Origin of the sequence: Actinospineispora eucalypti (genome assembly GCF_039543365.1) — a bacterium.
Taxonomy (GTDB): Bacteria; Actinomycetota; Actinomycetes; order Mycobacteriales; family Pseudonocardiaceae; genus Pseudonocardia; species Pseudonocardia eucalypti.
The window spans coordinates 38,480-64,229 of the sequence record NZ_BAABJP010000026.1 but is presented as its reverse complement, the minus strand read 5'-3'; the positions used below and the strand labels follow the sequence as shown (position 1 = coordinate 64,229).

At 70.3% G+C, this 25,750-nt stretch carries 27 protein-coding genes; 15 read left to right on the top strand and 12 right to left on the bottom strand.

Annotated elements, in window-relative coordinates; genetic code table 11:
• Positions 1-6 precede the first annotated feature (6 nt).
• From ABEB12_RS23580 to ABEB12_RS23560, 5 genes are all read left to right on the top strand, one after another.
• Positions 7-318 (top strand): DUF1330 domain-containing protein, encoded by a 312-nt coding sequence (locus ABEB12_RS23580; protein ID WP_185065933.1) that lies wholly within the window; start codon positions 7-9, stop codon positions 316-318.
• Positions 319-605: 287 nt separating this feature from the next.
• A complete protein-coding gene (locus tag ABEB12_RS23575; protein WP_185065934.1) occupies positions 606-1,829 on the top strand; it encodes an ABC transporter permease in 1,224 nt (407 codons plus the stop codon).
• A gap of 75 nt (positions 1,830-1,904) precedes the next feature.
• Complete coding sequence (locus ABEB12_RS23570; protein ID WP_185065935.1) at positions 1,905-3,122, top strand: ABC transporter permease; 1,218 nt, start codon at positions 1,905-1,907, stop codon at positions 3,120-3,122.
• A 534-nt stretch (positions 3,123-3,656) separates the two neighbouring features.
• A complete protein-coding gene (locus tag ABEB12_RS23565; protein ID WP_185065936.1) occupies positions 3,657-3,959 on the top strand; it encodes a hypothetical protein in 303 nt (100 codons plus the stop codon).
• A gap of 349 nt (positions 3,960-4,308) precedes the next feature.
• Positions 4,309-5,103, top strand: a complete 795-nt coding sequence (locus ABEB12_RS23560) for a sigma 54 modulation/S30EA ribosomal C-terminal domain-containing protein (RefSeq protein WP_345703080.1) — start codon at positions 4,309-4,311, stop codon at positions 5,101-5,103.
• A 178-nt stretch (positions 5,104-5,281) separates the two neighbouring features.
• Here ABEB12_RS23560 and ABEB12_RS23555 read toward each other — a convergent pair whose 3' ends face one another.
• Positions 5,282-6,778 (bottom strand): AAA family ATPase, encoded by a 1,497-nt coding sequence (locus ABEB12_RS23555; protein WP_185065938.1) that lies wholly within the window; start codon positions 6,776-6,778, stop codon positions 5,282-5,284.
• Positions 6,779-7,029: 251 nt separating this feature from the next.
• Here ABEB12_RS23555 and ABEB12_RS23550 point away from each other — a divergent pair, with 251 nt between their 5' ends.
• Both ABEB12_RS23550 and ABEB12_RS23545 read left to right on the top strand, forming a co-directional pair.
• On the top strand, positions 7,030-7,674 hold the full coding sequence (locus tag ABEB12_RS23550) for a response regulator (RefSeq protein WP_185065939.1): 645 nt from the start codon (positions 7,030-7,032) through the stop codon (positions 7,672-7,674).
• A gap of 306 nt (positions 7,675-7,980) precedes the next feature.
• Entirely contained in the window at positions 7,981-8,418 is a 438-nt protein-coding gene (locus ABEB12_RS23545; protein WP_185065940.1) for a CBS domain-containing protein, read from the top strand.
• Between the two features lie 62 nt (positions 8,419-8,480).
• On the opposite strand, the gene ABEB12_RS23540 is transcribed toward ABEB12_RS23545, so the two are convergent.
• The 7 genes from ABEB12_RS23540 to ABEB12_RS23510 all read right to left on the bottom strand — a co-directional run bounded on the left by ABEB12_RS23540 (position 8,481) and on the right by ABEB12_RS23510 (position 15,512).
• Complete coding sequence (locus ABEB12_RS23540) at positions 8,481-9,353, bottom strand: ion channel (protein ID WP_185065941.1); 873 nt, start codon at positions 9,351-9,353, stop codon at positions 8,481-8,483.
• A complete protein-coding gene (locus tag ABEB12_RS23535) occupies positions 9,350-10,072 on the bottom strand; it encodes an ATP-binding cassette domain-containing protein (protein ID WP_185065942.1) in 723 nt (240 codons plus the stop codon). Before ABEB12_RS23535 ends, ABEB12_RS23540 begins: the two co-directional genes overlap by 4 nt.
• A 115-nt stretch (positions 10,073-10,187) precedes the next feature.
• Positions 10,188-10,616, bottom strand: a complete 429-nt coding sequence (locus ABEB12_RS23530) for a pyridoxamine 5'-phosphate oxidase family protein (protein WP_185065943.1) — start codon at positions 10,614-10,616, stop codon at positions 10,188-10,190.
• 207 nt (positions 10,617-10,823) lie between these two features.
• Positions 10,824-11,726, bottom strand: coding sequence for a carbamate kinase (locus tag ABEB12_RS23525; RefSeq protein ID WP_185065944.1), 903 nt, complete (start codon positions 11,724-11,726; stop codon positions 10,824-10,826).
• Positions 11,723-12,943, bottom strand: coding sequence for an arginine deiminase (locus tag ABEB12_RS23520; protein WP_185065945.1), 1,221 nt, complete (start codon positions 12,941-12,943; stop codon positions 11,723-11,725). Before ABEB12_RS23520 ends, ABEB12_RS23525 begins: the two co-directional genes overlap by 4 nt.
• 19 nt (positions 12,944-12,962) lie before the next feature.
• Positions 12,963-14,372, bottom strand: coding sequence for an amino acid permease (locus ABEB12_RS23515; RefSeq protein ID WP_185065946.1), 1,410 nt, complete (start codon positions 14,370-14,372; stop codon positions 12,963-12,965).
• A 258-nt stretch (positions 14,373-14,630) separates the two neighbouring features.
• Positions 14,631-15,512 (bottom strand): CBS domain-containing protein, encoded by an 882-nt coding sequence (locus tag ABEB12_RS23510; protein ID WP_185065947.1) that lies wholly within the window; start codon positions 15,510-15,512, stop codon positions 14,631-14,633.
• Between the two features lie 167 nt (positions 15,513-15,679).
• Between ABEB12_RS23510 and ABEB12_RS23505 the strand changes: the two genes are divergently transcribed.
• Positions 15,680-18,376, top strand: a complete 2,697-nt coding sequence (locus tag ABEB12_RS23505; RefSeq protein ID WP_185065948.1) for a GNAT family N-acetyltransferase — start codon at positions 15,680-15,682, stop codon at positions 18,374-18,376.
• Between the two features lie 58 nt (positions 18,377-18,434).
• On the opposite strand, the gene ABEB12_RS23500 is transcribed toward ABEB12_RS23505, so the two are convergent.
• Together ABEB12_RS23500 and ABEB12_RS23495 are read right to left on the bottom strand one after the other, a co-directional pair.
• A complete protein-coding gene (locus ABEB12_RS23500; protein ID WP_185065949.1) occupies positions 18,435-18,602 on the bottom strand; it encodes a DUF6307 family protein in 168 nt (55 codons plus the stop codon).
• A gap of 17 nt (positions 18,603-18,619) precedes the next feature.
• On the bottom strand, positions 18,620-18,760 hold the full coding sequence (locus ABEB12_RS23495; RefSeq protein ID WP_345703079.1) for a hypothetical protein: 141 nt from the start codon (positions 18,758-18,760) through the stop codon (positions 18,620-18,622).
• Between the two features lie 215 nt (positions 18,761-18,975).
• Between ABEB12_RS23495 and ABEB12_RS23490 the strand changes: the two genes are divergently transcribed.
• Entirely contained in the window at positions 18,976-19,746 is a 771-nt protein-coding gene (locus tag ABEB12_RS23490; RefSeq protein ID WP_185065951.1) for a nitroreductase family protein, read from the top strand.
• Between the two features lie 182 nt (positions 19,747-19,928).
• Here the strand turns inward: ABEB12_RS23490 and ABEB12_RS23485 are convergent, their stop codons facing one another.
• Positions 19,929-20,816 (bottom strand): universal stress protein, encoded by an 888-nt coding sequence (locus ABEB12_RS23485; protein WP_185065952.1) that lies wholly within the window; start codon positions 20,814-20,816, stop codon positions 19,929-19,931.
• 384 nt (positions 20,817-21,200) lie between these two features.
• Between ABEB12_RS23485 and ABEB12_RS23480 the strand changes: the two genes are divergently transcribed.
• The 6 genes from ABEB12_RS23480 (at position 21,201) to ABEB12_RS23455 (ending at position 24,795) form a co-directional block, all read left to right on the top strand.
• Entirely contained in the window at positions 21,201-21,464 is a 264-nt protein-coding gene (locus ABEB12_RS23480; protein WP_185065953.1) for a CBS domain-containing protein, read from the top strand.
• A 2-nt stretch (positions 21,465-21,466) separates the two neighbouring features.
• Entirely contained in the window at positions 21,467-22,468 is a 1,002-nt protein-coding gene (locus ABEB12_RS23475; RefSeq protein ID WP_345703078.1) for a magnesium transporter, read from the top strand.
• 211 nt (positions 22,469-22,679) lie between these two features.
• On the top strand, positions 22,680-23,204 hold the full coding sequence (locus ABEB12_RS23470; RefSeq protein WP_345703103.1) for a DUF6292 family protein: 525 nt from the start codon (positions 22,680-22,682) through the stop codon (positions 23,202-23,204).
• A gap of 87 nt (positions 23,205-23,291) precedes the next feature.
• Entirely contained in the window at positions 23,292-23,804 is a 513-nt protein-coding gene (locus ABEB12_RS23465; protein WP_185065955.1) for a universal stress protein, read from the top strand.
• A gap of 184 nt (positions 23,805-23,988) precedes the next feature.
• On the top strand, positions 23,989-24,279 hold the full coding sequence (locus ABEB12_RS23460; RefSeq protein WP_345703077.1) for an SHOCT domain-containing protein: 291 nt from the start codon (positions 23,989-23,991) through the stop codon (positions 24,277-24,279).
• A gap of 60 nt (positions 24,280-24,339) precedes the next feature.
• Positions 24,340-24,795 (top strand): DUF305 domain-containing protein, encoded by a 456-nt coding sequence (locus ABEB12_RS23455; RefSeq protein WP_345703102.1) that lies wholly within the window; start codon positions 24,340-24,342, stop codon positions 24,793-24,795.
• 95 nt (positions 24,796-24,890) lie between these two features.
• On the opposite strand, the gene ABEB12_RS23450 is transcribed toward ABEB12_RS23455, so the two are convergent.
• On the bottom strand, positions 24,891-25,670 hold the full coding sequence (locus ABEB12_RS23450) for an alpha/beta fold hydrolase (RefSeq protein ID WP_185065957.1): 780 nt from the start codon (positions 25,668-25,670) through the stop codon (positions 24,891-24,893).
• Positions 25,671-25,750: the final 80 nt, after the last annotated feature.

Sequence of the window (25,750 nt, the reverse complement as noted above, 5' to 3'; positions counted from 1 at the left end):
AGAGCGATGAGCTACTACTTCATGGCCGCGATGACCCCGCACGACGCCGACGTGTACCGGGAGTACCAGCAGAAGACGGCGGCGATCGTCGCCCAGCACAACTGCACGCCGCTGAGCGCCAATGCGGAATTCAAGATTGTCGCCGGCGACACCCAGCCCAACGTCATCGTCCTGCTGGAGTTCCCCAGCGAGGCCGACTTCGACAACTGGTGGAACAGCGATGAGTACGCGGTGGTGAAGAGGCTGCGGGAGAACTCGGCGGAGACGGTGATCGGAGTTGGGTTCGGGGGCGAGGTCAAGATCCCGGGGATCGGTTAGATGTGCGCCCTTACCTACGAGGGGCCGCGCAACGTCCGAATACCAACGATCTCGGGCGATCGTCCAGGTCACTCGCGCCGCGCAGGGTCTCCCGATCGGTGTTCGTATTCGCCAGGAGTTGATTAAGGGACGACTTGATCAACTGTTGGGGGGAGCCGCGATCGGGGCCAGCACGACCAAACCATGCGCGCGTCGAACGACCGTGCCGGTGGGGTCTTTCGCCTCCTGTCCTTGGTCTTGCTGTCGGTCAGTCTGGGCTGGCAGCAAGGGTTGAGGCGGGAATGGCCATGAATTTCTGGGATGCGTGTCGTACGGCGCTGCGGGCGCTGCGGATCAACAGGATGCGTTCCGCGCTGACCACGCTCGGCATCATCATCGGTATCGCGGCGGTGATCATTGGTGTTGCGTTGGGCAACGGGGTGAAAGCCTGGTTCGACGAGCTGGTCGCGCCGTTGATGACGCAGATCACCGTGACTTCCTCGGCGGGGCACATGGCGGGTGCGGTGCAGGTCAGGGACCTCGACGATGCGGACGTCGCCGCCCTACGGGACTCGGCCCGCGGGCCGGACATCGCCTCGGTGACACCGCTGGTGTCCGGGGGTGTGGTGCTTCGCGCCGGCACCGGCCAGCGCCGGGTGACTGTCCTCGGCTCGACCGACGACTACGTGACGGTGACCGACCGCAAACTGTGGGCGGGCCGCCACGTCGTCCGGGAGCGTCTCGGGGGTGGAGTGAGTTCCCGCGAGATCGTGCTCGGCCCGACCCCGGTCCGGGAGCTGTTCCACAATGATCCGTTCGCCGCCCTGGGCCGACAGGTCCGCCTCGACCGCACCACGTTCGTGGTGGTCGGGGTGCTGACCACCAATGGTCAGCAGGATGACATCGCGCTCATGCCGATCCGGACCGCCCGCACCTACCTGTTCGGCAACGACACCACGGTCAACCAGGTCATCGTTAAAGCCACCAGCGCGGCCACCGTGCCGGCCGCAACCGAGCAGATCACCGCGATCCTGGACGCCCGACACCACATCATCGACCCGGGGCGCCGCGACTTCGAGTTGATCTCCTTGCAGCGTTTGATCGAGCAACGCCAGCAGTTCCTCGATGCCCTGCAGGCGTTCATCGGTGTGATCGCGGCGATCTCGTTGCTGGTCGGCGGCATCGGCGTCGCCAACATCATGTTGGTCTCGGTCACCGAGCGCACCCGGGAGATCGGCCTGCGTAAGGCGGTCGGCGCCTCCCGTGCCGCGGTCGTCCGGCAGTTCCTGATCGAGTCCAGCGTGTTGGCCAACGTGGGCGGGGTGGCCGGTGTGCTGTTCGGACTGCTGGTGTGCCGGGTGGCCGCGGTCGTGATCCCCCGTTCGACCGATGTGTTCCCAGCTCCGGTCATCTCGGTCGACTCGGTGTTGCTGTCATTCGGCATCAGCGTCGCGATCGGCATCGTGGCCGGCCTCTACCCGGCCGTCCGGGCCGCGAGGATGCCGGTGGTAGAGGCGCTGCGCTATGAGTGAGCGCCCGAAGGTCTCGCGCCTCACCGACCATCTCGCCACCACGAATGGTCACCACTTCAGGGCAGGGGATGGCCGATGAATCTGTGGGAGGCGTTCCGCGCCGCTCTGCGGGCCTTGCGGGCCAACAAGCTCCGTTCCGGGCTGACCACGCTCGGGGTCGTGATCGGGGTCGCGGCGGTGATCTTGGGTATGGCGCTGGGCCGCACCCTGGAGTCCTACTACTACGAGCTGGTCGGCCCGCTGGTCAGACAGGTCATAGTCACCAAGACCACCGGGCAGCTGGCGGGCGCCGCCCAGGTCCAGGACCTCACCGAGAACGACGCGCGAGCGTTGCGCGACCCGGTCAAGGTCCCCCACGTCGTGTCGGTGACAACGCTGGTCTCCGGCGGCGCGATCCTGGACTCGGGCACCGAGCAACGACGGGTGACCGCGATCGGCGCACCCGACGACTACCTGACCGTCGCCAACCGGCGGCTGGCTGCCGGCCGCTTCCTCCCGCCGACCGAGTCGGGTCCGGTCGTGCGCGAGATCGTGCTGGGTCCCACGCCGGTGGAGGAACTGTTCGGCAACAACCCGAGCGCCGCGCTCGGCCAGCACGTCCGGGTCGCCGGCGCAACGTTCACGGTAGTCGGCACGATCACCGCCAACGGCCTGCAGGACGACATCGTGATCGTCCCCAAACGGACCGCCCGCGCCTACCTGTTCGGGAAGGACAACGCCGTCGACCAGATCATCGTGGAAACCGGTGACCTCACGACGGTCGGCCCGCTCAGTGACGAGGTCACCGCCGTGCTGGACCACCAGCACGGCATCACGAACCCGTCGCGGCGTGACTTCGAGGTCCTCAACTACCAGTACGAGATCCAGCAGGACATCCGGTTCCTCACCGGGCTCAGAGCCGCGATCGCCGCGATCGGGGCGATCTCGCTGCTCGTCGGCGCGATCGGGATAGCCAACATCATGTTGGTCTCGGTCGCCGAACGCATCCGGGAAATCGGGATCCGCAAGGCCGTCGGCGCCACCCGCGGCGCCATCCTGCGCCAGTTCCTCACCGAGTCGATCATGCTCACGGCGACCGGCGGTCTGGTCGGCGTCGTGCTCGGCGTGGCATTGACCGAGGTCGCGGGCATGCTCATCCCGCACGCTCTTCCCGACCTCCCGGCACCCGCGACGTCACCGGTGTGGTCACTGATCGCGCTGGGGGTCACCGTCCTGGTCGGCATCGTCGCCGGCGGCTACCCCGCGTACCACGCCGCCCGACTGCGCCCCCTCGATGCGCTCCGCCACCAGTAGGCCGGCGCCGATCAGGGCACTGGGCGGGTGTGTGCGGATGGGGGCAGGGGTCGAGGTCCCGGTGTGTCGGGACGATCGGCCTTAGCTGGTCTGGCGTGACCCTGACGCCTCCCAGAGAGGCTGGCGCTAGCGAGCTGGGCCAGCGACGCGCTGGCCGGGGCAGCCACTCCCGTAGCGGCTGCCCCGGCGGGGCGGCCACCTGTCCGCTCCCCAGCGACAAGTGGCGGGTCGGGCGCGACGGCCGGGTGGGGCGAGGGACTCCGCACCCACCCGACCGTGCGAGCGGCCACCGCAAGTGGGGGGATCGGCGGCCGGCCCCGCCGTTCCGGGCGGTGCTGCGCTTCCCGGCGAGGCACAGATCATTTTTCGCGGGACCGGACGCCCTCCCCAGGGCGGTAGTGCCCCGGATCGGCGGCCGAACGTCCCGAGTACCGAGGGACGACGTACCCTCACCGGCCCAGTCGGTTCCTTGGACTTGTCGGTTCGGGACGCATGACCCTGCCCGGCGGGTGCCGCCTGGGGTTGGCTGGGGCCATGGACGGGATCGAAGTTGCGCAGCGCGACTCCCTCACCACGGCCGGTTCGACCGAGCGTTGCCCGGACTGTGCTTCGTACACGTTCGGCGAGGCGGGGGCGGGGATGATGCTCGGGTATGGCGGTGCGCTGTGGGGCGGCCCGATGTATGCGCTGCTGGTGGTGATCGGTGTGGCGCTGTGGGTGCTGTTCATCGTGGGCCTGTTCGAGTGGGCCGGCCGCTGCGGCACGCCACGCCAGGGACCGCGGTCAAGCGATGGCGCGAATCCCGACCGGCCCCGAGACCAGCACAGCCCGTCATGACCGGCGGTGCGGTGGTGACGCCGCGGGCGGCGCGCCGGTTGTTGCCGTTCCTGGGCGCCGCTTCGCCTGTCACGTTCGCCTGAGCGCCGGATGCGCGCACCGTGCGCCGATTCGGGCCCCGGAAGATGATCGAACACGGTCGCGGCGGCGACGTTCGGGACCGGACGCGGGTCCGAGCCTGGGCGGATCGAAGCGGCCGCCGGGTGCGCCGGCGAAAGGTCCGATGTCCGGGGGACTTTGGTCCCTAGACCATGCCTACTCCTCGCGTCAGGATGGCCGGCATCGTTGCAGGTCATTGCCACTGTTCCGTCGCAGAACGGTGCTCGGACAGATCAGAGGTGTTCGGCGCGTGAGTAGGGAGGGCCAACTGCCGGTGCTCGATCTTTCGGTTGTCGATGGCATCAGTGTGCGGGCGGCGGGGGAGGTGCCGGGCGGGGCGCGGGAGCAGGTGCATCGGCAGGTGGCGCGGTTCCTCGCCCGGTTGCCGGAGTGCTGGTCCGACGCGCGGATCAGGCTTACCCGGGTGAACCATCGGCGCCCGCGGTGGGCAGCGTTGGCGCAGATGAACCTGGACTTCAAGGGCCAGCAGGTGCGCGCGCAGGTCGCCGCTGGGTTCTTTGCCGAGGCGGGCCGGTTGTTGGTGGCGCGGCTGGAGGAACAGCTGGCGCGGCTGGCCGAGCCGGGAACCACGCTACCGTGGCCATCCCGGCAGCCAAGGCCCGAGCCGGTCGAGGTGCCGGTCGGGCAGCGCCGGATCGTGCGTACGAAGCGCTACCCGCTGGTGGGCTGCGGCGTGGAGCAGGCGGCGCTGCTCATGGACCTCGGTGACTACGACTGTTACCTGTTCCGCGACAGTGAGGCGGACCAGGACGCGATGGTGTATCGGGTCGGGCCGACCGGTTACCGCCTGGCCCGGGTGGCCGGACTGGCCGCCGCGGCACCCCGCACGAGCATGCCGGTGACGGTCAACGTGCACCCGGTGCCGAGCTGTGACGCGGCGGAAGCGGCGCGGCAGCTGGGCGAGACGGAGTTGCCGTACCGGTTCTTCCGCGAGGCCGATACCGGTCGAGGCGCGGTGTTGTACCGCCGCTACGACGGCCACTGCGCACTCCTCGGCGCGACGCTTCCGGCTTCCCACGGTTAGAGGCGGAACAGAAATGAGCAGCGGCCACTCGCTAGGAACGCCGGCGATCCGCCCGGTCAACCACATCGTGGACGAGGACGGCTGTGTGAGCATCCGCACCCACCTCGGCAACAATGCACGGTCGCTGTTGGTGGACGGGGCAACCCCGACGACCACCGCGCCCGGCGGAGCGTTCACCTCATGGCCTTCCCCGGCGATCGCTGGCCTCGGTTGCCTCGCGCCAGGCTTCGTGGGCTTGGGCCAGCGCGTCCTCGGGGCCGCGGGTGGTCGGGATGGTGGTGGCTTGCGGCCAAGGGGCGAAGTCCAGCGCCATCTCGGTGGCCACCGCGAGGGTGGCGTCGGAGGCGCCCCTGGGTCGGTGCAGGATTCGTTCGGCGGTGACCGAGCGGGGTGCGTCGCAGCGCAGCTCGAGCAGTTGCGCGTGGGTGCGTTCGGCGAGGTCGGTGGCCCAGGCGCGGTGCTCGGCGTTGTGCCAGGAGGCGTCGATCACCACGTGTTCGCCGAGTTCGAGTGCCTTCTCGGCGCGGCGCAGCAGTTCGCTGTAGACGTGGTCGGTAGTGGCGGTGGTGTAGAGGCCGTGCTGGTACGGGGCGGTGGCCGGGTGGTCCGGATCCATGCCGGCCAATTCTTTGCGGAGCCGGTCGCTGGACAGCAGGACAGTGCCGTAATGGTCCGCGAGCGCGCCCGCGAGGGTGGACTTGCCAGTGCCGGGCAGCCCGCCGATCAGGGCGAGCCGGACCGCGCCTCGCTCGAGGTGCTCGGTGCACAGCTGGGCGTGTGGTTCGACCAGCTCGGCGGCCTCGTGGTCGCCCTGGTCGGCTTTGAGGCAGTTGACCAGGGTGCGGACGCAGGCGCGGTAGGCCACGTAGTGGTGGCGCAGCGAGGCGGGCGCGGGGTCGGCGGCGAACTCGGCATAGTCGGCGAGGAATTGGCTGGCCAGTTCCGGGCGGCCGAGCCGTTCGAGGTCCATAGCGAGGAACGCGGCGTCGTCGAGCGCGTCGACGTAGCGCAGCGCGTCGTCGAACTCCAGGCAGTCCAGCGCGCGGGGACCGTCGGGCAGGCAGAAGATGTCATCGGCCAGCAGGTCGGCGTGACCGTCGACCGCACGACCGGCCGCGCATCGCGAGTCGAAGAGCTCGGTGCGCCCGGCGGTGAACTTCAGCGCGAGCCGAGCGGTCCGCTCGGCCTGGTGCGGGTCGAGCCGGGTGCCGCGGAAGCGGTGGAGACGATCGAACAGGTCCGCCCAGCGTTTCGAGGCTGCCTCGGCGGTGCATGCGGCCGAGATGGCCGGTCCCCGTTCGGCTTTCGCGTGGAACACCGCGAGCTGGCGGGCCAGGGCGCGCAGCGAATCGGCGACCGGGGCGCCCGCCGTGACCAGGGTCGACAGCCGGCGGTCCTCGGGCATGCGGCGCATGACCACGAGATGGTCGGCCGGTCCGCCGTCGGCCGGGTCGGTGACGTCGCTGACCCCGAGATAGACATCCGGGGCGAGGCGGCGGTTGAGCTCGACCTCGCGGCGGCAGGCGGCCAACCGCGCCGCGCGACTGGTGAAGTCCAGAAAGCCCATGCGCACCGGCTTTTTGAGTTTGTAGGCCCGGTCGCCGACCAGGAACACCACCGCGACGTGCGTCTCGTGACAGCTCGCGAAGGTCTCGGGCGGCTGGTTCGAACGCATCGTGTGACTCCGATCCGATCGGGTGGAACAGGCTGTGATCAGTGCACCGCGAACCACCCGGCCGACACAGGGGTCGCTGGTCCCCAAGTTCCGGGGCGCATGGCCATGAGGCGCTGCCCCACTCGGGCCGAACTGGTGACCTTGGTCCCGATCCGCGGCATCATTTGGCCACAGGAGCGGGGTCTGCACGGCGCCTAACCTGGGCCGTAGGTCCCAGCCGCCGGCTGGGCGCGGGTCGAAGGAGCGCGGGGATGTTGAAGGTCTTCCTGGTCGACGATCACGAGGTGGTGCGCCGCGGCGTGGCCGACCTGATCGATGCGGAGGAGGACCTGTCCGTGATCGGGGAGGCGTCGTCGGTGTCGGAGGCTTTGGCGCGGATACCCGCCCTGCGCCCGGACGTGGTGGTGCTCGATGTGCGGCTGCCCGACGGGAACGGGGTGGAGCTGTGCCGGGAGCTGCGCTCGCGGCTGCCGGAGCTGAACTGCCTGATGCTCACTTCGTTCACCGATGAGCAGGCGATGATGGACGCCATCCTGGCGGGCGCCGGCGGCTACGTCATCAAGGACATCAAAGGCTTGGAGCTGATCTCGGCGGTACGTACCGTCGGCACCGGGCGATCGCTGCTGGACAACCGCGCCGCCGCCGCGTTGATGACCAGGCTGCGGGAGAGCGTCGAGGAGCCGGGTCCGCTGGCCGGGCTGACCGAGCGTGAACGGACCTTGCTGGAGCTGATCGGCGAAGGGCTGACCAACCGGCAGATCGCCGAGCGCATGTACCTGGCGGAGAAGACCGTCAAGAACTACGTGTCCCGGCTGCTGAGCAAGCTTGGCATGGAGCGCCGTACCCAGGTCGCGGTGCTGGCCACGGAGCTGCGGGACCAGCGGCGCCAGCCGTGACGTCGCGGCGTGAGCCCGGCGAGGTGGTCAGCTCACCGGCTCCACGCCGGTGACGTCGACGACCTCCTCCAACGGGCGCCGAGGCGTCCGTGTTCGTGTCCACCCCGACTCCCTTCCAATGGTCCGGGTCCGAGCATCTCGAGCCGCTCGGCGCGTGCGCAGGGCCATACGCAGCCGATTCCCGGTCATAAGGTCCCCACTTCGGGTACCGCGATGCCCGGGTTCCGAGGCCCTTGGACCCTGGACCGGCCCCCCGCGAACCGGCAGCGTGTCGTCTCCCGGACCCGGCGAAAGAGGAGGCCTACGGTGAAGGCACGTGACGTGATGAGCAGCCCGGTGATCACGGTCCGCTCCGACACCCCGGTGCCCGCCGCCGCGGCGCTGCTGGTGTCGCACGGATTCACGGCGGCACCGGTGGTGGACCGGCACGGCGAGCTCGTCGGCATCGTGACCGAGGCCGACCTGGTACGCGGCCGGGTCACACCGGAAGGCTGGCCCGCCGCGTACGGCGCGGAGGCATCGGTGGCGACGGCGATGACGCTCGCGCCGATCTGCTTCCGCCCGGAGGACGACGTGGCCGCCGTGGTCGAGCTCATGCTCGACCTCGGGGTCAGGTCGGTGCCGATCGTCGACGACGGTCGCCTGGTCGGCATCGTGAGCCGTCGCGACGTGCTGCGCACGGTGGCCCGCCGGGGGCTCGACCCCGAGGCCTGGCGGCCCGGGTCGGGTCGGGCGGTGACCTGACTCGGCGCGTGCGAGCGGCCCGCCTCCCAGCATCGCCCTCCCGGCTGGGTCGAGCTCTGGGCTCAGCTGGCGTCGAGCCGGTGGTCGCGGGCGTAGGCGTCGAGGACCTCCCGGGCGCGGCCGCCGTTGGGCAGTTGGAAACGCTCGGCGATGCTTGCCGCGAAGTCGTCGATGGCCCGCAGCAGCAGCTCGCCGTGGAAGCGCACCTCCGGCGACACGCACTGCTCGCGCGCCTCTTCGGCCAGGGTAAGTAGGCGCCCGATGGCCCCCGCCAGCGCGAACCGGTGGTCGTCGTCGCGGAAGTAGTAGGTGACCGGGAAGGTGACCAGGTCCCGCTCGCTGGCGATCAGCCGCGAGGTGAGGTCGGCGTAGACGGCGGCGGGCAGCGGCGACGGGTGCTCGCCCCGGGCCGCCTCCAGCAGGCGGATCTCGTAGGCGAGCGCCCGTCGCCGCGACAGCACCGGAAATATCGACAGCAGCCAGGAGACGCTGGCGGTGAGCAGCCCGAGCCCGAGCAGCGACTGCAGCGGCGCGAGCACCCGCAGCCAGCCGGCGGCCGGCGCGATGTCGCCGTAGCCGAGCGTCGCCAGCGTCACCAGCGAGAAGTACAGGGAGTCGATGAACCCGCCGGCCCGATCGCCCGGGGTCGCGTGGGTGAAGTCGCCGGGCATCCACGGCCAGTAAACCAACGCCCACCCAACGCCGAGCAGCAAGGCCCAGTCGGTCACCACGACGAGGAACGACACCGGCCCGGCGAGCGTCAGCAGACCCGGCGGGGGCAGCCGGCGGCAGAACGACCAGATCCCCCGGATCAACACCCGGCTGAGTGCCGGGCGCTCCGCGTGGAAGAACAGGGTGACGAACACGTCGATGACGGCGAGCAGGATGAGCGCGGCTCCCGCCGGCACAGCGAGGACGGCGCCGGGATCGGTCACGCGGCGCCTACCCGCTCCGCGCCGGGGCCGGCGCGCGGCGTCGTCCGTGCCGGTTGGCGCTGGTCGCTGACCACCCGGCCGTCGCGCAGGCGGATGACCCGCTCGGCGAACGCGGCCACCTCCTCGTCGTGGGTGATGATGACGACGGTGCGGCCGGAGTCGTTGAACTCCACCAGCAGGCGCATGATCTCGTTGCTGGTGGCGGTGTCCAGGTTGCCGGTCGGCTCGTCGGCCAGCAGCAGGGTCGGGTTGGTGACCAGTGCCCGAGCGATCGCCACCCGCTGTTGTTGGCCGCCGGACAGCTCGGTGGGCTGATGCTTCTCCCGGTCAGCCAGGCCGACCCGGGCCAGCGCCCGTTGGGCGAGCTGGCGGCGTTGCCGCGCGCCGGTGTAGAGCAGCGGCAGCTCGACGTTGCGTACGGCGTTGGTGCGGGGAATCAGGTTGAACGACTGGAACACGAACCCGATCTTGTGGCCGCGGATCCGGGCCAGTTCGTCGTCGCTCATGCCGGAGACGTCGACCCCGTCCAGCAGGTATCGGCCCTCGGTCGGCACGTCCAGGCAGCCGAGGATGTTCATCAACGTGGACTTGCCGGATCCGGACGGCCCCATGATGGCAACCATCTCCCCGTCGGTGATGGTCAGGCTCACCGCATCCAACGCCCGCAGCGTGACCGTGCCGGTCCGGTAGATCTTGGTGACCTGCTGTAGCTCGAGCACGATGTCGCTCCTCGCGGTGGCTTGTGGCTTGCGTTCACGATCTCGGCTCCCCGGCCGGGCGGGCAGGGTCGATGGCCGGAACCGGTGGGGACTTCCGACACCAGTCGGGCCGGGGCTACCGGGCCGGGCCGCTGATCCGCCGGCCGCTGATGCCCGACCCGTCGAGGCGGCCCACCCGCGACCTGCGGCCCGGCGCCCAGGGCGTACACATCGGCAGACGCCCGTCGGGTTGCTCGGCCAGCCAGCGCAGCCGTCCGGTGACCAGCACGCTCCAGCCGGTCCGCTGCCATGCGTCGTAGCTGTCGACCTCGAACGCGACGGGGGCGTCGGGCGCGATGTCCGCCGCCGCGCCCACCCTGTCGCCGCGCAGCCAGATGCGCGGCCCGTCGGCGGTGAAGTTCATCGGGTACGCCCGGGGCTCGCCGTCGTGCACGAAGACCAGGCGACCGACCGGGACCGTGGGAAGCAGCCGGATGCACTCGGCCCGGCTGAGCACGTCGGGGCGGCCGCGTGCATCGAATGGGAGCGGTATCCGCGGGTTCATGGCGTGGTCCTGAGGTGCCGGGCCGGCGAGACCGCCGGCCCGGCGACCTCGGGCGAACCAGCTATTCCTTGTTGATCGTGATCTGCTTGGGTTCGGCCTGGGCCTTCGGCTCGGGCAGCGGGATCCGGATCTCGACCGTGCTCCCGATTGGCCAGACAGGGGAGGGACTTCGGGCCCGACTCGGCTGGCCGAAGGGTTGTCGGTGGGTCAACCGGTGACAGAGGTCCCGGCCGTCTGGGCGAGCAGTGCCTCGGCGTCCACCAGGCGCCCGATCGCGGCCAACCGCCCGCCGGATTCGACGAACCGGCAGGCCGCCTCGACCTTGGGACCCATCGAGCCGGCCGGGAAGGATGCGGAGCGCAGCTCCCGGGCGGAGATCCGGCGGATCGGTGCCGCACCGGCGGTGCCGAACCCCGTGTAGACGGCGTCCACGTCGGTGAGCAGCAGCAGGACCTCCGCGCCGAGGGCGTGCGCGAGCAGCGCGGCGGTGAGGTCCTTGTCCACCACGGCCTCGACGCCGTGCAGCCGGCCGACGCGGTCGTGGGTGACCGGGATGCCGCCCCCGCCGGCGCACACCACGGTGGTGCCGCGGTCGGCGAGCAGTTCGATGAGCGGGAACTCGATGAGCTCGACCGGCTCTGGCGATGGCACCACCCGGCGCCACGCGGCCCCGTCCCGGCGGACCCGCCAGCCCCGTTCGGCGGCCAGCCGCTCGGCGGTGGGTTCGTCGTAGACCGGACCGACGAACTTGGTGGGATGGTCGAAGGCCGGGTCGTCGGCGGCTACCACTGTGCGGCAGATCAGGCAGGCTGCCTCGACCGCCGCCGCGTTCTGCAGCGCGGTGACCAGCCAGTATCCGATCATTCCCTGGGTCTGTGCGCCCAGGGTGTCGAAGGGAAACGGCCGGCGCAGGGCCGGGTCGCGTTCGCTCTCCAGCGCGAGCAGCCCGACCTGAGGGCCGTTGCCGTGGGTGATCACCAGGTCGTGGGCGAGGGCCAGCGGGGCGAGCGCCTCGGCGGCGCGGCGCACGTGCCGTTCCTGGACGTCCGCCTCGGGTGGCTCGCCGCGTTCGAGCAGTGCGTTGCCGCCGAGCGCGGCTACGATTCTCATGCCGGGTCGCGCTCGATGGGGCAGGTCATGCAGCGGGGACCGCCCCGGCCTCGGCCGAGCTCCCCGCCGGGCACGGTGATGACTTCGATGCCGTGTTTGCGCAGCATGGTGTTGCTGGCCACGTTGCGGTCGTAGCCGACGACCACACCGGGCGCAACGGCGAGATAGTTACTGCCGTCGTCCCACTGCTCCCGTTCCGCGGCCCGGACGTCCTCGTCGGTGCGCAGCACGGTGACCCGATCGACCCGCAGCGCCGCCGCCAGCGCGTCCCAGAAGTCGGCGTTGGGCCGTACCGCCAGCTCCCCGGGCCGCTGGGACGGGGTGAGGCTCCACGAGCGGGGCCGCGCGTCGAAGTAGGGGTAGAGCACGAAGGTGTCGGTGTCGAGCATGGTCATCACGGTGTCCAGGTGCATCATCGCGTGCGAGCGGGGCAGCTCGACCGCGATCACCAGCCGCGCCTGGCCGGCGTCGAACAGGGCACCGGCGAGCAGTTCCACCGCCATCGGTGTGGTGCGCTCACCCATCCCGATCAGCACCGCCCCGTCGCCGAGCACGTGCACGTCGCCGCCCTCGACGGTGGCCGGCAGGTGGATGCGGTCGTCGTCGCCGTAGTAGGTGGTGAACTCGGCCTCGGCGAACAGCGGGTGGTGGTGGTAGATGGCGCGCATGTGCAGGGTTTCGCGCCGGCGGGCGGGTTTGGCCATCGGGTTGATCGACACCCCCTGGTAGAGCCAGCAGGAGTTGTCGCGGGGGAACAGGTGGTTGGGCAAGGGTGGCAGCAGGAAGTCGTCGGCGCGCAGCATGTCCCATTTGAGGCTGCTGGCGCGCAGCGGCTTCAGGTCAGCCTTCAACACCCCGCCCACCAGGCAGGTCGCGAGCTCCTGGCCGTCCAGATCGTCGAACAACGCCCGCAGCGGCCGCACCAGAGCGGGGCCGACGAGCTCGGGCGTGCACACCCGGTCCAACACGAACGCGCGGCCCGCGTCGGTGTGGAGCGTCTCGGCCAGCAGTTGGCCGAAGTAGTGCACGCGCACGTCGTGTTCGCGCAGGGTCTCGGCGAACACGTCGTGCTCCTCCTTCGCTTTCTTGGCCCACATGACGTCGTCGAACAGCAGCTCGCCGATGTTGCGCGGGGTCAACCGGCTCAGTTCCAGGCCGGGCCGGTGCACGATCACCTGCCGCAGCCGCCCCACCTCCGAGCGCACGCCGAGGTTCATCGAAAGTCTCCTTCGCCGGTCAGGCGGCTTCGGGCCAGCGACGGTCGACGTCCTGGACAGGTGGCAGCTCCTGGGGAGCGGCGCAGAGCCCGGTGCGTTCCCGGCGGGCCTTGAAGAACACGTACGGGACCAGGCCGGCCAGTAGCAGCAGGGTGGCCTGGTACACGGCGGCGTAGCCGGACGCGGCGGTGACCCACAGCGCGAACAACACGCACGCGCCGCTGATCAGCAGGTCCCTGGCCAGCAGCCAGCCGGTGGGTCGGCGACGGCGGGACACCAGGTAGGCCAGCTGGGCGCAGGCGGAGAAGAAGTAGGGGATGGCCACCGTGACCACCGACAGGTTGACCAGGTAGGTGAACACGGCCAGCCCGGAGCCGCCGCTGTAGCGCCACAGCATGAGCGCCGAGGGCAGCAGCGCGGCCACCGCGATGCCCAGCCACGGGGTGTCCTTGCGGTCGGTGCGGGCGAAGAACCCGGGGAACAGGCCGTCGTTGGCCGCCGCCCGGGAGACCTCGGCGGTGACCAGGGTCCAGCCGTTGAGCGCGCCGATCCCGGAGACCACCGCGAGCGCGGCGACCAGCGTGCCGGCCCAGCCGGCGCCGGGCAGGATCGCTTCGAACGCGGGCACGAACGGGGTGCCGCTGCCCACCAGGACGTCGTGCGGCACCAGGCCCATCACCGCGGCGGACACGGCCACATACAGCACGGCGGAGCTGGCGGTACCCAGGACCGAGGCCCGGCCGACGTTGCGGCCCGGGTTGCGGACCCGTTTCGCGGTGATGGCCGCGACTTCGACGCCGATGAACGCGAACAGCGCCACCCCCGCCGCGATGCCGATGGCCTGGTAGAGGCTGCCGCCGGAGGCGTTGAACGCGCCGAAGTTGCCGTACGACACGAAGAACCAGCCGATGATCCCGACGAACAGCAGCGGCAGGAACTTCAGTACCACGGTCAGGTTCTCGAACCAGGCCATCTGCCTGACCCCGATCAGGTTCACCGCGGCGGGGATCCACAGCCCCACCAGCGCGATCGCCCAGTCCTGCCACCAAACCGGTTCCTTGAGTCCCAGCAGCGCTTCGACGTACATCACCCAGGAAGCCACGATGGCGGCGTTGCCTACCCAGGCGGTGATCCAGTAGCACCAGCCGGTTAGGTAGCCGGCGAAATCGCCGAACTCGTGCCGGGAGTAGGCGTACAGACCGCCATCGGCGTTCGGCACCCGCCGGGTGAGCTGCCCGAACAACACCCCGAGCAGCGTGGCGCCGACCGCGACGACGGTGAGCACCAGCAGCGAGCTGGTGCCGCCGCCGGCCAACACCGCGGGCATGGTGAACACCCCGGTCCCCACGATGCTGCCCATGACCAGGCCGGTCGCGGAGATCAGGCCAAGCCTCGGTGAATCGTGTTGTGGCGCGTCGGTACTGGACATGGTCCTCCGATCCAGGCGCGCCCGACCGCCACGGTTCTCCCGTGCTCGGCGTCGCGCCCTCGAGTGAATGAGATCGCTTGACGTTCAGCGAAGCCGAAGATCCCCGGCCCCGACGAGGGACGATCGGTCCGGTCACCGGGGCCGAAGGAAAGCAGCCGCGGCGCCGACCGCCGCGCGAGGCTGGACGAATGCGTGCATGGGTTGTCGATCGGCCGGGTCCGGTGGTGAGCGAGGCGTACTGAGTGAAATGCCGCCCCGTCAAGGGGAGTGTGGAATGCCGTGCGCCCGCAGCACATCGCCCCGGCTGACCACCCCGACCAGCCGGTCGCCCGCCACGATCGGCACCAGCCGCAGGCCGCCGTCGGACAGCACTTGGGCGAGCTCGACGACCGGGGCGTCCGGTGGCCGGGTGATGACGTCGGTGGTCATCGCGGCGGCGACGCTGCGCGGGCGGGGAGTCCGCCGGCCGTTGAGGGGATCGTCGATCAGGTCCGCCTCGCTCACCAGCCCGACCAGCCGCCCGGCCACGTCCACCACCGGCAGGGCGGTGAACCGGTTGCCGACGAGCAGCCTGGCCGCGTGGTCGGGCGGGGTGTTCTCGGTGACCGTGACGAGGTCGGCGGAAGTCATGATGTCCCGGGCGTGCAATGTGCCGGTTCGGTTGAGCTTCCGCGCGGCTGCCGGAGGACGGGGCCGGCCGGCCGTTCCGCCGCCCTTGAGTAGATTCGCCGCTCGGCGCGCGAGCCGGCCGAGCTTGCCGTCGCGTGGACGCGGCCGTAGCAGGTCGGCGCGGGTGATCACGCCGACCAGGAACCCGTGCTCGACGATCGGCATCATCTGCGGCTCGCCGTAGGTGCGCAGGCGGTGGGTGAGCACCCCGATGTCGGACTCGGGCGACATGCACACCACGCCGCGGCGCATCAGACCGCCGACGGTGTGGGGCGGCAGCCCCCGTGGGGTGTGGTCGAGGCGCACCAGATCGGCGGCGTCGAGCACACCGACCAGGTGGTTGTGCCCGTCCACCACCGGTAGCGCGCTGAACCGGCGCTCGACCAGCAGTGCCCGCGCCCGTTCGGCCGGTGTGTCCGGACGGACGGAGATGACCCGGTCGGTCATGACTTCCCTGGCTCGCAACACCATGTGCAGAACGCTAAGCAGCCTGTCCGGAGTCGGCCGCGGTCGAACGTCCTTCGGGCCGGGGCCGAAGGTCGGGTCCGCCCGGCGGCCAGGGAGCAGGGGCCGATCGGCGCTGGTGCTCGGGACCATTGGCCGTGTCCAGGTGGTGTGGGGAAGCGTGTGCTGGGGCAATGACTACATGTGGGACGCCGCCCGCGATCGGGCGCTCGCTGTTGTCCGACGGTTCAGCGGTGTTCATTCGCCGGCTCGGTCCTTCGGACCGGCCGGCTGTCGAAGACCTGCATGGCCGGTTGCCCGCCGACGACGTCTACCTGCGTTTCTTCACCGGCGCCCCGGCAAGTGCGCGGGTGGTGGCGGAGATGGTGACGCAGCCGGACACGGCCGCGTTCGGGGCGTTCCATCGGGGTGGCTTGGTGGGCGTGGCGCATTACCGCCGCGAGCCCGGCGGTCGGGCCCCGGAGATCGCCGTCGCGGTCGCCCGCCCGGAGCAGCGCAACGGTGTGGGCTCGTTGCTTCTCGAGCAGCTCGTCGCGTCGGCTATCGCCGACGGGTTGCCGCGGGTGGTCGCGGACGTGTTGACGGTCAACCACGGCATGCTGCGGGTCATCGAGGATCTCGGCCTGCCGCACCGCATCGACTACGACGGCCCGGTCAGCCACGTGGTCATCGACATGCCCCGCGACGAGGACCGCACGGACTACCTCGACGCCGTCCTCGCCCGGCAGGCCAGCGCGGACGAGGCCAGCCTGCGGGCCCTGCTCGAACCACGCTCGGTCGCCGTGATCGGCGCCGGGCGCCGCGCCGAGTCAGTGGGTCGGATGGTGTTGTGCCAGATCCGTGCCGCCGGGTTCTCCGGACCGCTGCATGTGGTGAATCCGCGCGCGAGCACGGTCGCGGGCATGACCTGTTACCCGTCGGTCGACCAGATCCCGGCCGAGGTGGACCTCGCGGTACTCGCCGTGCCCGCGTCACAAGTCGGGGATGTGGCTGAACAGTGCGGTCGGCGCGGTGTACGTGCGCTGCTGGTGGTGACCTCAGGGGTGAGCACCGATTCGGCTGCCTCGGCGCGGCTGGTCGACGCGGCGCGCCGGTACGGGATGCGGATCGTCGGGCCGAACAGTCTCGGCGTGCTCAACACCGACCCCCAGGTGCGCCTGCGGGCGACTTTCGGCCGAGGGGGCACCGCTGGCGAGGTGGGGGTCGCGGCGCAGTCCGGGGGAGTGGTGATCGGGCTGACCAGCGAGCTCGACCGGCTTGGCCTCGGCGTCTCCACAGCCCTGTCCACCGGCGATTCGATCGACGTCAACGGCGACGACATGCTGCTGTGGTGGGCCGACGACGCCCGCACCCGCGCCGCTGTGCTCTATGTGGAGTCGTTCCGCCGGCCGGAACAGTTCACCGAGATCGCGCGCAGACTGGCCCGGCGGGCACCGGTTGTGGCCATTCGTTCCGGCAGCTCCACCGCCGGGCAGCGGGCCGCCACCTCGCACAGCGCCGCCGGTGCCACCCCGGCGGTGGTACGGGAGGCGTTGTTCGACCGGGCCGGGGTACTCGCGGTGGACGATCTCACCCAGGCGGTCGGGGCGCTGGCCGTGCTGTGCTGGCAGCCGCCGCCGGCCGGGCCGCGGGTGGCCGTGTTGAGCAACGCCGGCGGTGGCGGGGTACTCGCCGCCGACGCCTGTGCCCGGCACGGGCTGGTCGTCGCCCCGCTGTCCGAGGTGACCCGGGCGCGTCTCGCCCGGCTGCTGCCGGCAACCGCGTCGGTGGGCAACCCGGTGGACACCACGGCCACGGTGTCGGCCGAGACGTTCGCCGACGCACTCAAGCTGCTCACGACGGCTCCCGAGATCGATGCCGTCATGGTGATCACTGTGGCTACCCAGGTCGGCGACCCCGCCGGGCTGGTGGCGCCGGCGGCCGCGCACTCCCCGGGGAAACCGGTGATCGCGGTCCGGTTCGGCCAACCGGTCGGCGTCGTCGGGGTGGCCGCCGGTGCAGTAGAGGCGGCGTCGGTTCCCAGGTTCGCCGACCCCTCGGCCGCCGCCCACGCGCTGGCGCTGGCCGTCCGGCGAAGCCGCTGGCTACACACACCTGACCGACCCGCACCGATACCCGACGGCGTGGATCTGGCCCGGGCCCGCGAGATCGTGACGGCCGCGATGGCCGGGCACACGGCCGCGGCGGCCGTCGAGGACACCTGGCTGGCCGCCGACGCGGCCTACGAGCTGCTCGCCGCGGCCCGCGTCCCGACCGCCCCAGCGAGGCTGGCCTGGTCGGCGGAGGAAGCCGCCCGGTGCTGGAGGCAGATCGGTGGACCAGTGGTGCTCAAGGCCGACGCCCCTGGGCTGCTGCACAAGAGCCGGGCCGGTGGCGTGCTCTCGGACCTGCGCTCCTGCCTCGAGGTGGAAGACGGGTACCGGACACTGGCCGAGCGGTTCGGCGAACGGCCGCGCGGCGTGCTCGTCCAACCGCTGGTGCCCGCCGGGTCCGAGCTGCTGATCGGGGTGACCCGCCACCCGCCCTACGGGGCACTGTTGAGTGTCGGACTGGGCGGAACGAACACCGACATCGTGAACGACCGCGCTCACCGCCTGTTGCCGGCGACCGCCGCCGACCTAGACGAGCTCCTCGACGCGCCCAGGGGCGTGGCGCGAATGCTCGCCGCGGATCGGGACGCATCCTGCCGCGACAAGGTCGCCGATGTGATCGCCCGGATGGCGTGGCTGGCCACCGCCCTGCCGGAGATCGCCGAAGCCGAGATCAACCCGCTGATCCTCACCTCGGGCACCGTCACGGCCGTGGACGTGCGGATCCGGCTGGCACCGGCCACCCCCGACGGGGCGTGGCTACGCACGTTGCCGTTCTGAGCGCGGCGCAACCCGATCGGAGTTGGTGCGTGGTGTTCGCCCTCCAGGTCGACGACGGTCACCGGATTTTCTCGGGGATGTGATCGACCGCCCGCAGTACCTGGATGGCGAGGCTGCGCGCGTCCTCTTCGCCCAGGGGCGAGTTCTGCCTGATCGCAGCCGCGGCCAGACGCACGCGCTCTTCGTAACCCGGCTTTGTCCGGCTGGCCAGAGTTGGAGCCGACATGATTCCCTTCCTCTCTCCTACTTTCCTGATGTTCGTGAACGGCCAAGCTTCGCGTAATGCGCCACAGCAACCACGCCGATCGCGATGATCGCCACGAAAAGCGCCATGCTGATTGCCATCACGGCGTAACCCCAAACGCCGACAAAATTCCACTCCATGGAGATTCCTTTCTCGTCGACGGGCTGTCCGTGACCGATCCGATCGTCTCGGTTCAACACGCGCGGGGGAGCGGTCGATAGTCCCTTCCGCCCGCGTCGAGAGTCCCGAAAATCTGTCGCGGACGGGTGGCCGGGTAGCCGGAGGGACCACTGGCGCGGTAGGTGGGGACCTCAGCCCATAGTGGTGCGCCCGGCCTCGCCCGCACACTCGCCGCATGACGAGCACCGTGGTGGCCACACCGTCCGTGGATCCCGCCGATTTAGGCACCCGAGAGCGGGACGTGGTGCACGCGGCGGTCGGTGCGCGATCGTTCCTGTGCACCGGGGCGTGGACGCCGCGGATCGCCGGCGGCGCGTTCGAGCTCTACGTCGACCGGGGCCGGTGGACCGCGGCCGGCGAGCGCGCAAGGCGCGGTCTGCGGCTGGCCGGCGGCGCGGCACTGTTCAACCTCCGTATCGCGGTCGCGACGCTGGGGCGTCGGCCGGTCACCACGTTGCTGCCCTCGCCCAGCCGGCACGAACTGCTGGCGAGTGTGCGCATGGGTGCCCCGATCGAGCGTCCGGATGAGTTGACCCAGCTGCACGCGGTGCTGTCGGGAACGTCGATGCGGCCCTTCCCGGGTTCGGCGCCGCTGCCGCCTTCGGTGCCGCACGCTCTGCGACGTGCCGTCCAGCTCGAGGGGTGTTGGCTCAAGCGCGTCGACCAGGGCGGATCCGAGGACCTGCGCGCTGAGCTTGGCCTCGGGTATGAGGTGACTGGCTCGACGCGGATGCTGGCCGTGCTCGGGTCCTACCACGATCTGCCGGCCGCCCAGCTGAGCGCCGGGCAGGCCGGGCAGCACCTGGCGCTCACCGCCGCTCGATGCGGTCTGGTCACCTCGATGCTGCCGGCGGCCCTGTCCGCCCCCACGGTGCGTACCGCGCTGGTCCGCTCGCTCGGGCGGTCGCTGTATCCGCAGATGATGCTTCGGATCGCCGCGCCGTGACCTCCGGCGGACGCTCCGGCCGCGACCTGTCGCGGGCGAGCGAGCAACTCGGTCGCCCGCTCGTCCAACGCGGTGTGCCGCTGGTCGGAAAATTTGCCACATCGCCCGCCGGCTGCCGGCCGCGACCGCCCACGACCGACAGATCGGCGAATAGCGGGAGCAAAGTCCCGCGTGAGAGCACGTCAGGCGTGGTCGGGCGTCGGGCGGACGACCGCGACCGGACACTTGGCGTGATGCAGGACGGCCTGGCTGACCGACCCGAGCAGCGTGCCCGCGATCACGCCGCGACCTCGGGCGCCGACCACGACCAGGCCGGCATCGCCGGACTGCTCCACCAACGACCACGCCGGCTGATCGCGTGCGACGTGTCGGCGGATCTCGACATTGGGGTACTTCTCCGACCAGCCCGCGAGGCGCTGGGCAAGCAGCTCACGTTCCTGCTCGAGCACCGCGTCAAGGTCGATCATGGCTACCAGCTCCGGCTCCACCGCCAGATCGAACCAGGTGTGCACCGCGACCAGCGGGACGTGCCGGCGCGCCGCCACGTCGAACGCGAAACCCAGTGCCGTCTCGCTCGTCGGCGAGCCGTCCACGCCGACGACGACCGGCGCCCGGTCGCCGCTGACATCACTGCCGGGTTGTCGCACGACCACGACGGGACACGAAGCGTGGGCGGCCACCGACACCGCGACCGAGCCGAGGAGGAGACCGACGAAACCCCCATGCCCACGGTGGCCCAGGACAACCAGATCGGCCCGGGTTGACTCGTCCAGCAGCACGGCGCGGGCCGATCCCTCCCTCGACTCCCGCTCGACCGTGAGGTCCGGTGAGATCCCCCGGGCCACCGACTCGGCCACGTCCAGACGGTCTTCGGCGTCGGCCAGGACCGCTCGCTGGTACTCGACCGCGCTGAATCCCTCGACCGGAACGTGCGTGGACTCGGCCATCCTCGCCGCCACGATCCGCAGGGTCGAGCCACGTCGCGACAACGCCTCGCACGCCGCCCATCGCACGGCCTCCAACGCCCGGTCGGAGCCATCCACCGCGGCGACGATCCGCTGCTTGATCATCGATCCTCCTCTGTTCGGGACCAGCCACGTTGCCGCCCGGCCGGGAGGCTGCGTAGCGTCGCTCGGCTCTTCCTCGAGAGCCGAAAGACCCCACTTCCGGCCCGCCTTCATGCTGCTCACGCTGGTGGCGTGGGTGGCGGTGCTTGCCATGGCCCGGTACCCGGCGTGGATCTTCAGGTTCAACGTCGGCGTGTTGCGGTGATCCTGGCGGGTTGGCTACTACGGGTAAGGCGCGCTGGGTCCCGAGCCCGGCGCCGCACCTCGCTAGAGGGCGGACGGCTTGGCGCACTGATGCCGGATAGCTCGCCCGATGGGGTACTACGACCCTTCTCCCGCGGCTGGTGGTTGATCGACGATCGGGATCACCATTCAGGGGAGGACATGATGGCGCTGGGCGTGATCTCCGAACGGGACCGGGTCTTCGGGACCGGGGCAGAGCTGGACGAGCAGCCGGCCGAGGACGTGATGAACCCCGATGTGGCGTGGGTGTCGGCGAAGGACACGATCCGCGACGTCGCGGCCCGGATGGACGAGGCCGGTGTGCGACATCTGCCGGTGCGTGACCAACGGGGCACGGTAGTGGGCAGGGTCTCGGCACGGGACCTTCTGTCCGTTCTCGCCGACCCGGCAACGACCGAGACCGAGTAGCGGTGACCGCGCACGCCGGCCACGGGGCGGAGATACGGGAGCGGCACACCGACCTGCTCGAGACAGCGGCGGCGCACGCCTCGATGAGGGTGCCACTCACCACCGTTGAGAGCACGGTCGGCGAGGTACTGGACGGCATGCGTGGACGGAGCTTCGACACCGCCGCGATCGCCGCCGTGATCGACGGCGACATTCTGTGTGGAGTGATCGCCCTGGAGCAGGCCCTCGCCCGGCCCCCGGCGACCCCGGTTGCCGAGGTCATGGACGCGCATCCACCGACAGTGGCGCCCGGTGTCGACCAGGAGCGCGCGGCATGGCGGGCGGTGCGGCACGGGGTGGCGGCGTTGGCAGTGGTCGACGCCGACGGCCGGTTCCGCGGCGTGATCCCGCCGCGACGCCTGCTGGCGGTGCTTCTCGCCGAGCACGACGAGGACATCGCGCGGCTCGGGGGCTACCTGCGCTCGACCGAAGCGGCGAGCACGGCGGCCACCGAGGGAGTCGCACACCGGCTGTGGCATCGGCTGCCCTGGCTGGCGCTCGGGCTGGCCGGCGCGTTCCTGGCCGCGGTGATCGTAGGCTCGTTCGAACAGCAGCTGGAACGCCAGGTGGTGCTCGCGTTCTTCCTTCCCGGTGTGGTGTACCTGGCCGATGCCGTCGGCACGCAAACCGAGGCGGTGGTCATCCGGGGGTTGTCGGTGGGGGTGTCCATCTCACGGGTCGCGCGGCGGGAGGCAATCACCGGCCTGCTCCTCGGCGTGCTCTTCGCTCTTGTCAGCTATCCGATCGTGTTGCTGATCTGGGCCGAGCCGCCGGTGGCCGCGACCGTGGCGGTGGCGCTGTTCGCGGCCTCGTCGATCGCCACGGTCATTGCGATGGTTCTGCCGTGGGCGTTGCAGCGGATGGGCCGAGACCCGGCGTTCGGGTCCGGACCGTTGGCCACCGTGGTACAGGACCTGCTGTCCATCGCGATCTACTTCGCTACCGCTACCGCGATCGCCGTGTGACCGCGTCCTGGGCCTCTGACACGCAGACCGCGACGACCGCGGTCAGGACCAGCAGCTCGATCGGGCCAGCCGAGACCAGCCGGCACGGATGGATGCCACTTTGGGGTCGAATGACCCCATGGTCGGGGCACTCGGCCCCCCGCGCCGACCTACCCGATTGCCACACCATCACTTCTGATAGGGGACGTATCGAAGAAGCGAGGTGGGTTTCATGCTGACGTGTGCGGACATCCCTGCCCCATCGGCTCAGTGTTCTCCCGAGCTCGCGCGACTCGACGACCGCGCGCTGTTGCGCGGCTACCTGTTGGCGGTGGTCGGTCGACTCGACGAGCGCGGCATCCCGGTTCGCGCCGTGCGGACGGATGACTCCGTTCCCGGCCCGTTGGCTGGTGCCATCATCCTCGATGAGGTGTGCGCGCCACCGCACGTCTGGACACCGACCGGGCTGCGTTGGAGTGTGGACGTGGGCTGGTCGGCCCTGCTGGCCCGCGTCGGCGACGAAACGCTCGGTAGCGTGGTCCGCTACCTGCCCTCCATGCTGTCCGTGCCGTCGCCTCGCAGCGTCGCGCATTTCGTAGTAGCACTCCGCGCCGACCCCGACACCGGCTGGGCCTCGGCGACCCCGTGCCGGCACAAGATCATCGATCGGCGTGTGCTGAACATGCAACTTGCGCCCTTCGTCGATCGCGAACCGACCTCGGGGGCCACGCACAGCGGCGTTGATCGCTGCTCGTAGAAATCCGCGGTCTTTCCGGAGATCTCGGCCGGAGCATTTACGTGTCAATCCGAGCTGTTCTCAATACTGTGTTGATTGGAGTGAACGATGACAAAAAGAATCGTAGTAGGTGTCGACGGTTCAGTCGGGTCGAAGGCTGCCTTGGAGTACGCATTCGACGAGGCCTCGCGACGCGATGCCTCGGTCTACGTGATCACCGTCTTTCAGTCGGCCGGAATGTTCGGCGCACATTACGGAATGCCCATCTCGATCTCCGAAGAGGACACCGCGGGGCAAATTCGGTGTCAGATCCAGGCGTTGATCGACGAGCTGCTGGTGGGCCGGCAAACAAAGCCCGAGGTGCGGTTGTCCGTCCGCACCGGATGGTCACCGGCACAGATTCTGGCCCGTGAGGCCGAAGCGGCGGAACTGCTGGTGGTCGGACATCGCGGGCTCGGTGGTTTCAGTAGCGCGCTTCTCGGCTCGGTGAGCCTTCAATGCGTGCTGCACGCGTCGTGCCCGGTTGTTGTGGTCCGGCTACCCCGGGCTCGTGCCCTTGAGGCCGAGAAGGACCGTCTTCCCGCGACGGAGGCCGTGCCGGGGTACGCCGCGTCGGGCTGACTCAGGACCGTGGGAATGGCGCGCGAGGTCGCGCTACGCCCACAAGCCGGGGACCATGCGCGCCTGGACAGGGGCTGGTCCCCGCACGGACGTTCGCGGTGGGCCGATCGGTCATCGCTGAGAGGCCTAACGCCTCTGGGGAGTCGGGGGCCCGAGCGACAGATTCGAAGCGCGGACCGGGGTCATGAGACGCCGGCGCGACCCGAGAGTGGTGATCAAAATGATGTGGGGCTACGGCAGCGGGTGGGGATGGCTCGGCATGGGTGTCGGGATGACCCTGTTCTGGGCGTTGGTCATCCTTGGTGTGATCTTCCTGGCGCGCTACCTCGGTGGCGCTCGTGACCGGCGCGATTTCGGGATCAACGGTGGACGGAGCGACGCCGAGCGGATCTTGGCGAACCGGTTCGCCCGGGGTGAGATCGATGAGGAGGAGTACCGGAAGCGGCGTGAGCTGATCCGGGGCGGCGGGAGGTGACCGCGGTGACCCGTCGACGACAGATTCTGCTGTTCGCGGCGCCCGGCGTCCGCGCGCCAGCTGGCAGGCTCGGGCCGCGCGGAGATGCGCGCACTGGGGGAGTCGATCGTGACGACGCAGAGCGCTGAGATCGGCAAGATGAACGCATGGCTTGCCCAGTGGTACCCGGGGCGGCCCACCACGGTCGACTACCGGCCCATGATGCGCGATCTGTCCGGGCTGACGGGCGATGCGCTCGACGAGACATTCCTGCGCGACATGATCCCGCACCACATGGCCGCGGTGATGATGTCGCAGCGGATGCTCGTCCAGGGCCGCGCCGAGCATCGGGAGGTCGCGGACTTCGCCCGCACGGTGCGCGACACGCAACATGGCGAGATCTTTCAGATGAACGGCTACCTGGCCGACTGGTTCGGCGGAGACTGGCCGATGCCCTACGGAGCGCACCCGGCAGGCGGAGGGGCGCCGTGCACCGGCGGCGCCCCTTGGGGACCGGGCGGAATGATGGGGCGATAGCGGCGAAACGCTCCAGGCGGGCATAAGCGGCGACCCGCAGCTGGGCCGGGCCGGGTCCACCGGCTCGGCCCCGCGTCATTGTCGTCAGAGATGTGTCAATTCGGGGCGGTGCCGGATGACTGGCCTCGCTCGGCTCGTGCGCAGGTGCGCAGGATGACTCTGGCCGCCATTTCCGGATCGTCGCTCATCGCCATGTGGCCACAGCCGGGGAGCCGGGCGAACTCCGCGCCTTGCAGCCGATGTTGGGCGTTGACCATTTGGCGTGGGGAGAGCAGTTTGTCCCGTTCTCCCCACGCCACGGTGAGTGGCACGAGTGGTTTGGGGTCGCTCTTCCACTGGAACTGGCGGGCGCTGGCCATGGCTTCGTCGAACGCCGGCGCGTCGCGCATGGCGGTGAGGTTGGCGAGCGCTTCCGCGGGTTCCATGCGCTTGGGATGTGCGCAGAGCCGGGAGATGAGCAGGTTGCGAACCAGGGGGATCTCAGCCAGTGGTGGGTCGGTGGCCAAGGAAGCCCGGGCCGCCATCCGGAACAGCCGTAGCTGGGTGATCACCCACCAGCGCTGCCTGGGTGTCCAGAACCCGGTCGGCGCGATTGCGGTCGCGGAGGACACGATCCCCGTGGTGGCCGCGCCGATGGCGAGCATTCCGCCGAGTCCGCTGCCGGCGACGTGCGGCTGGCTGACCTCGAGGTGATCGAAGATCCGCTTGAGTGATCGGATGCCGAAGGCGCGGATGCCGTCCTCGGTGGTGGTTGGAGGGATGGGGGCACGTCCGAACCGGGGTAGATCGACCGCGATGACGTCGTGGCGTTCGGAGAGTTGGTCGATCACCGGCCGCCAGACTTGCCACCGCTGCCCAAGGTTGTGCAGCAGCACCAAGGGCGTACCGGTGCCCCGCCGACAGTAGTTGGACTCGACCGCACCCCGGCCCTGCGCACGCGCCCACCGGTGCGGCG

What these genes read in the sequence shown, in the direction of transcription:
- ABEB12_RS23580 (WP_185065933.1), top strand. Translation starts at nt 7, where the DNA reads ATGAGCTACTACTTCATGGCCGCGATGACCCCGCACGACGCCGACGTG.
- ABEB12_RS23575 (WP_185065934.1), top strand. Translation starts at nt 606, where the DNA reads ATGAATTTCTGGGATGCGTGTCGTACGGCGCTGCGGGCGCTGCGGATC.
- ABEB12_RS23570 (WP_185065935.1), top strand. Translation starts at nt 1,905, where the DNA reads ATGAATCTGTGGGAGGCGTTCCGCGCCGCTCTGCGGGCCTTGCGGGCC.
- ABEB12_RS23565 (WP_185065936.1), top strand. Translation starts at nt 3,657, where the DNA reads ATGGACGGGATCGAAGTTGCGCAGCGCGACTCCCTCACCACGGCCGGT.
- ABEB12_RS23555 (WP_185065938.1), bottom strand. Translation starts at nt 6,778, where the DNA reads ATGCGTTCGAACCAGCCGCCCGAGACCTTCGCGAGCTGTCACGAGACG.
- ABEB12_RS23550 (WP_185065939.1), top strand. Translation starts at nt 7,030, where the DNA reads ATGTTGAAGGTCTTCCTGGTCGACGATCACGAGGTGGTGCGCCGCGGC.
- ABEB12_RS23530 (WP_185065943.1), bottom strand. Translation starts at nt 10,616, where the DNA reads ATGAACCCGCGGATACCGCTCCCATTCGATGCACGCGGCCGCCCCGAC.
- ABEB12_RS23525 (WP_185065944.1), bottom strand. Translation starts at nt 11,726, where the DNA reads ATGAGAATCGTAGCCGCGCTCGGCGGCAACGCACTGCTCGAACGCGGC.
- ABEB12_RS23520 (WP_185065945.1), bottom strand. Translation starts at nt 12,943, where the DNA reads ATGAACCTCGGCGTGCGCTCGGAGGTGGGGCGGCTGCGGCAGGTGATC.
- ABEB12_RS23515 (WP_185065946.1), bottom strand. Translation starts at nt 14,372, where the DNA reads ATGTCCAGTACCGACGCGCCACAACACGATTCACCGAGGCTTGGCCTG.
- ABEB12_RS23510 (WP_185065947.1), bottom strand. Translation starts at nt 15,512, where the DNA reads ATGGTGTTGCGAGCCAGGGAAGTCATGACCGACCGGGTCATCTCCGTC.
- ABEB12_RS23505 (WP_185065948.1), top strand. Translation starts at nt 15,680, where the DNA reads ATGACTACATGTGGGACGCCGCCCGCGATCGGGCGCTCGCTGTTGTCC.
- ABEB12_RS23500 (WP_185065949.1), bottom strand. Translation starts at nt 18,602, where the DNA reads ATGTCGGCTCCAACTCTGGCCAGCCGGACAAAGCCGGGTTACGAAGAG.
- ABEB12_RS23495 (WP_345703079.1), bottom strand. Translation starts at nt 18,760, where the DNA reads ATGGAGTGGAATTTTGTCGGCGTTTGGGGTTACGCCGTGATGGCAATC.
- ABEB12_RS23490 (WP_185065951.1), top strand. Translation starts at nt 18,976, where the DNA reads ATGACGAGCACCGTGGTGGCCACACCGTCCGTGGATCCCGCCGATTTA.
- ABEB12_RS23485 (WP_185065952.1), bottom strand. Translation starts at nt 20,816, where the DNA reads ATGATCAAGCAGCGGATCGTCGCCGCGGTGGATGGCTCCGACCGGGCG.
- ABEB12_RS23480 (WP_185065953.1), top strand. Translation starts at nt 21,201, where the DNA reads ATGGCGCTGGGCGTGATCTCCGAACGGGACCGGGTCTTCGGGACCGGG.
- ABEB12_RS23470 (WP_345703103.1), top strand. Translation starts at nt 22,680, where the DNA reads ATGCTGACGTGTGCGGACATCCCTGCCCCATCGGCTCAGTGTTCTCCC.
- ABEB12_RS23465 (WP_185065955.1), top strand. Translation starts at nt 23,292, where the DNA reads ATGACAAAAAGAATCGTAGTAGGTGTCGACGGTTCAGTCGGGTCGAAG.
- ABEB12_RS23460 (WP_345703077.1), top strand. Translation starts at nt 23,989, where the DNA reads ATGAGACGCCGGCGCGACCCGAGAGTGGTGATCAAAATGATGTGGGGC.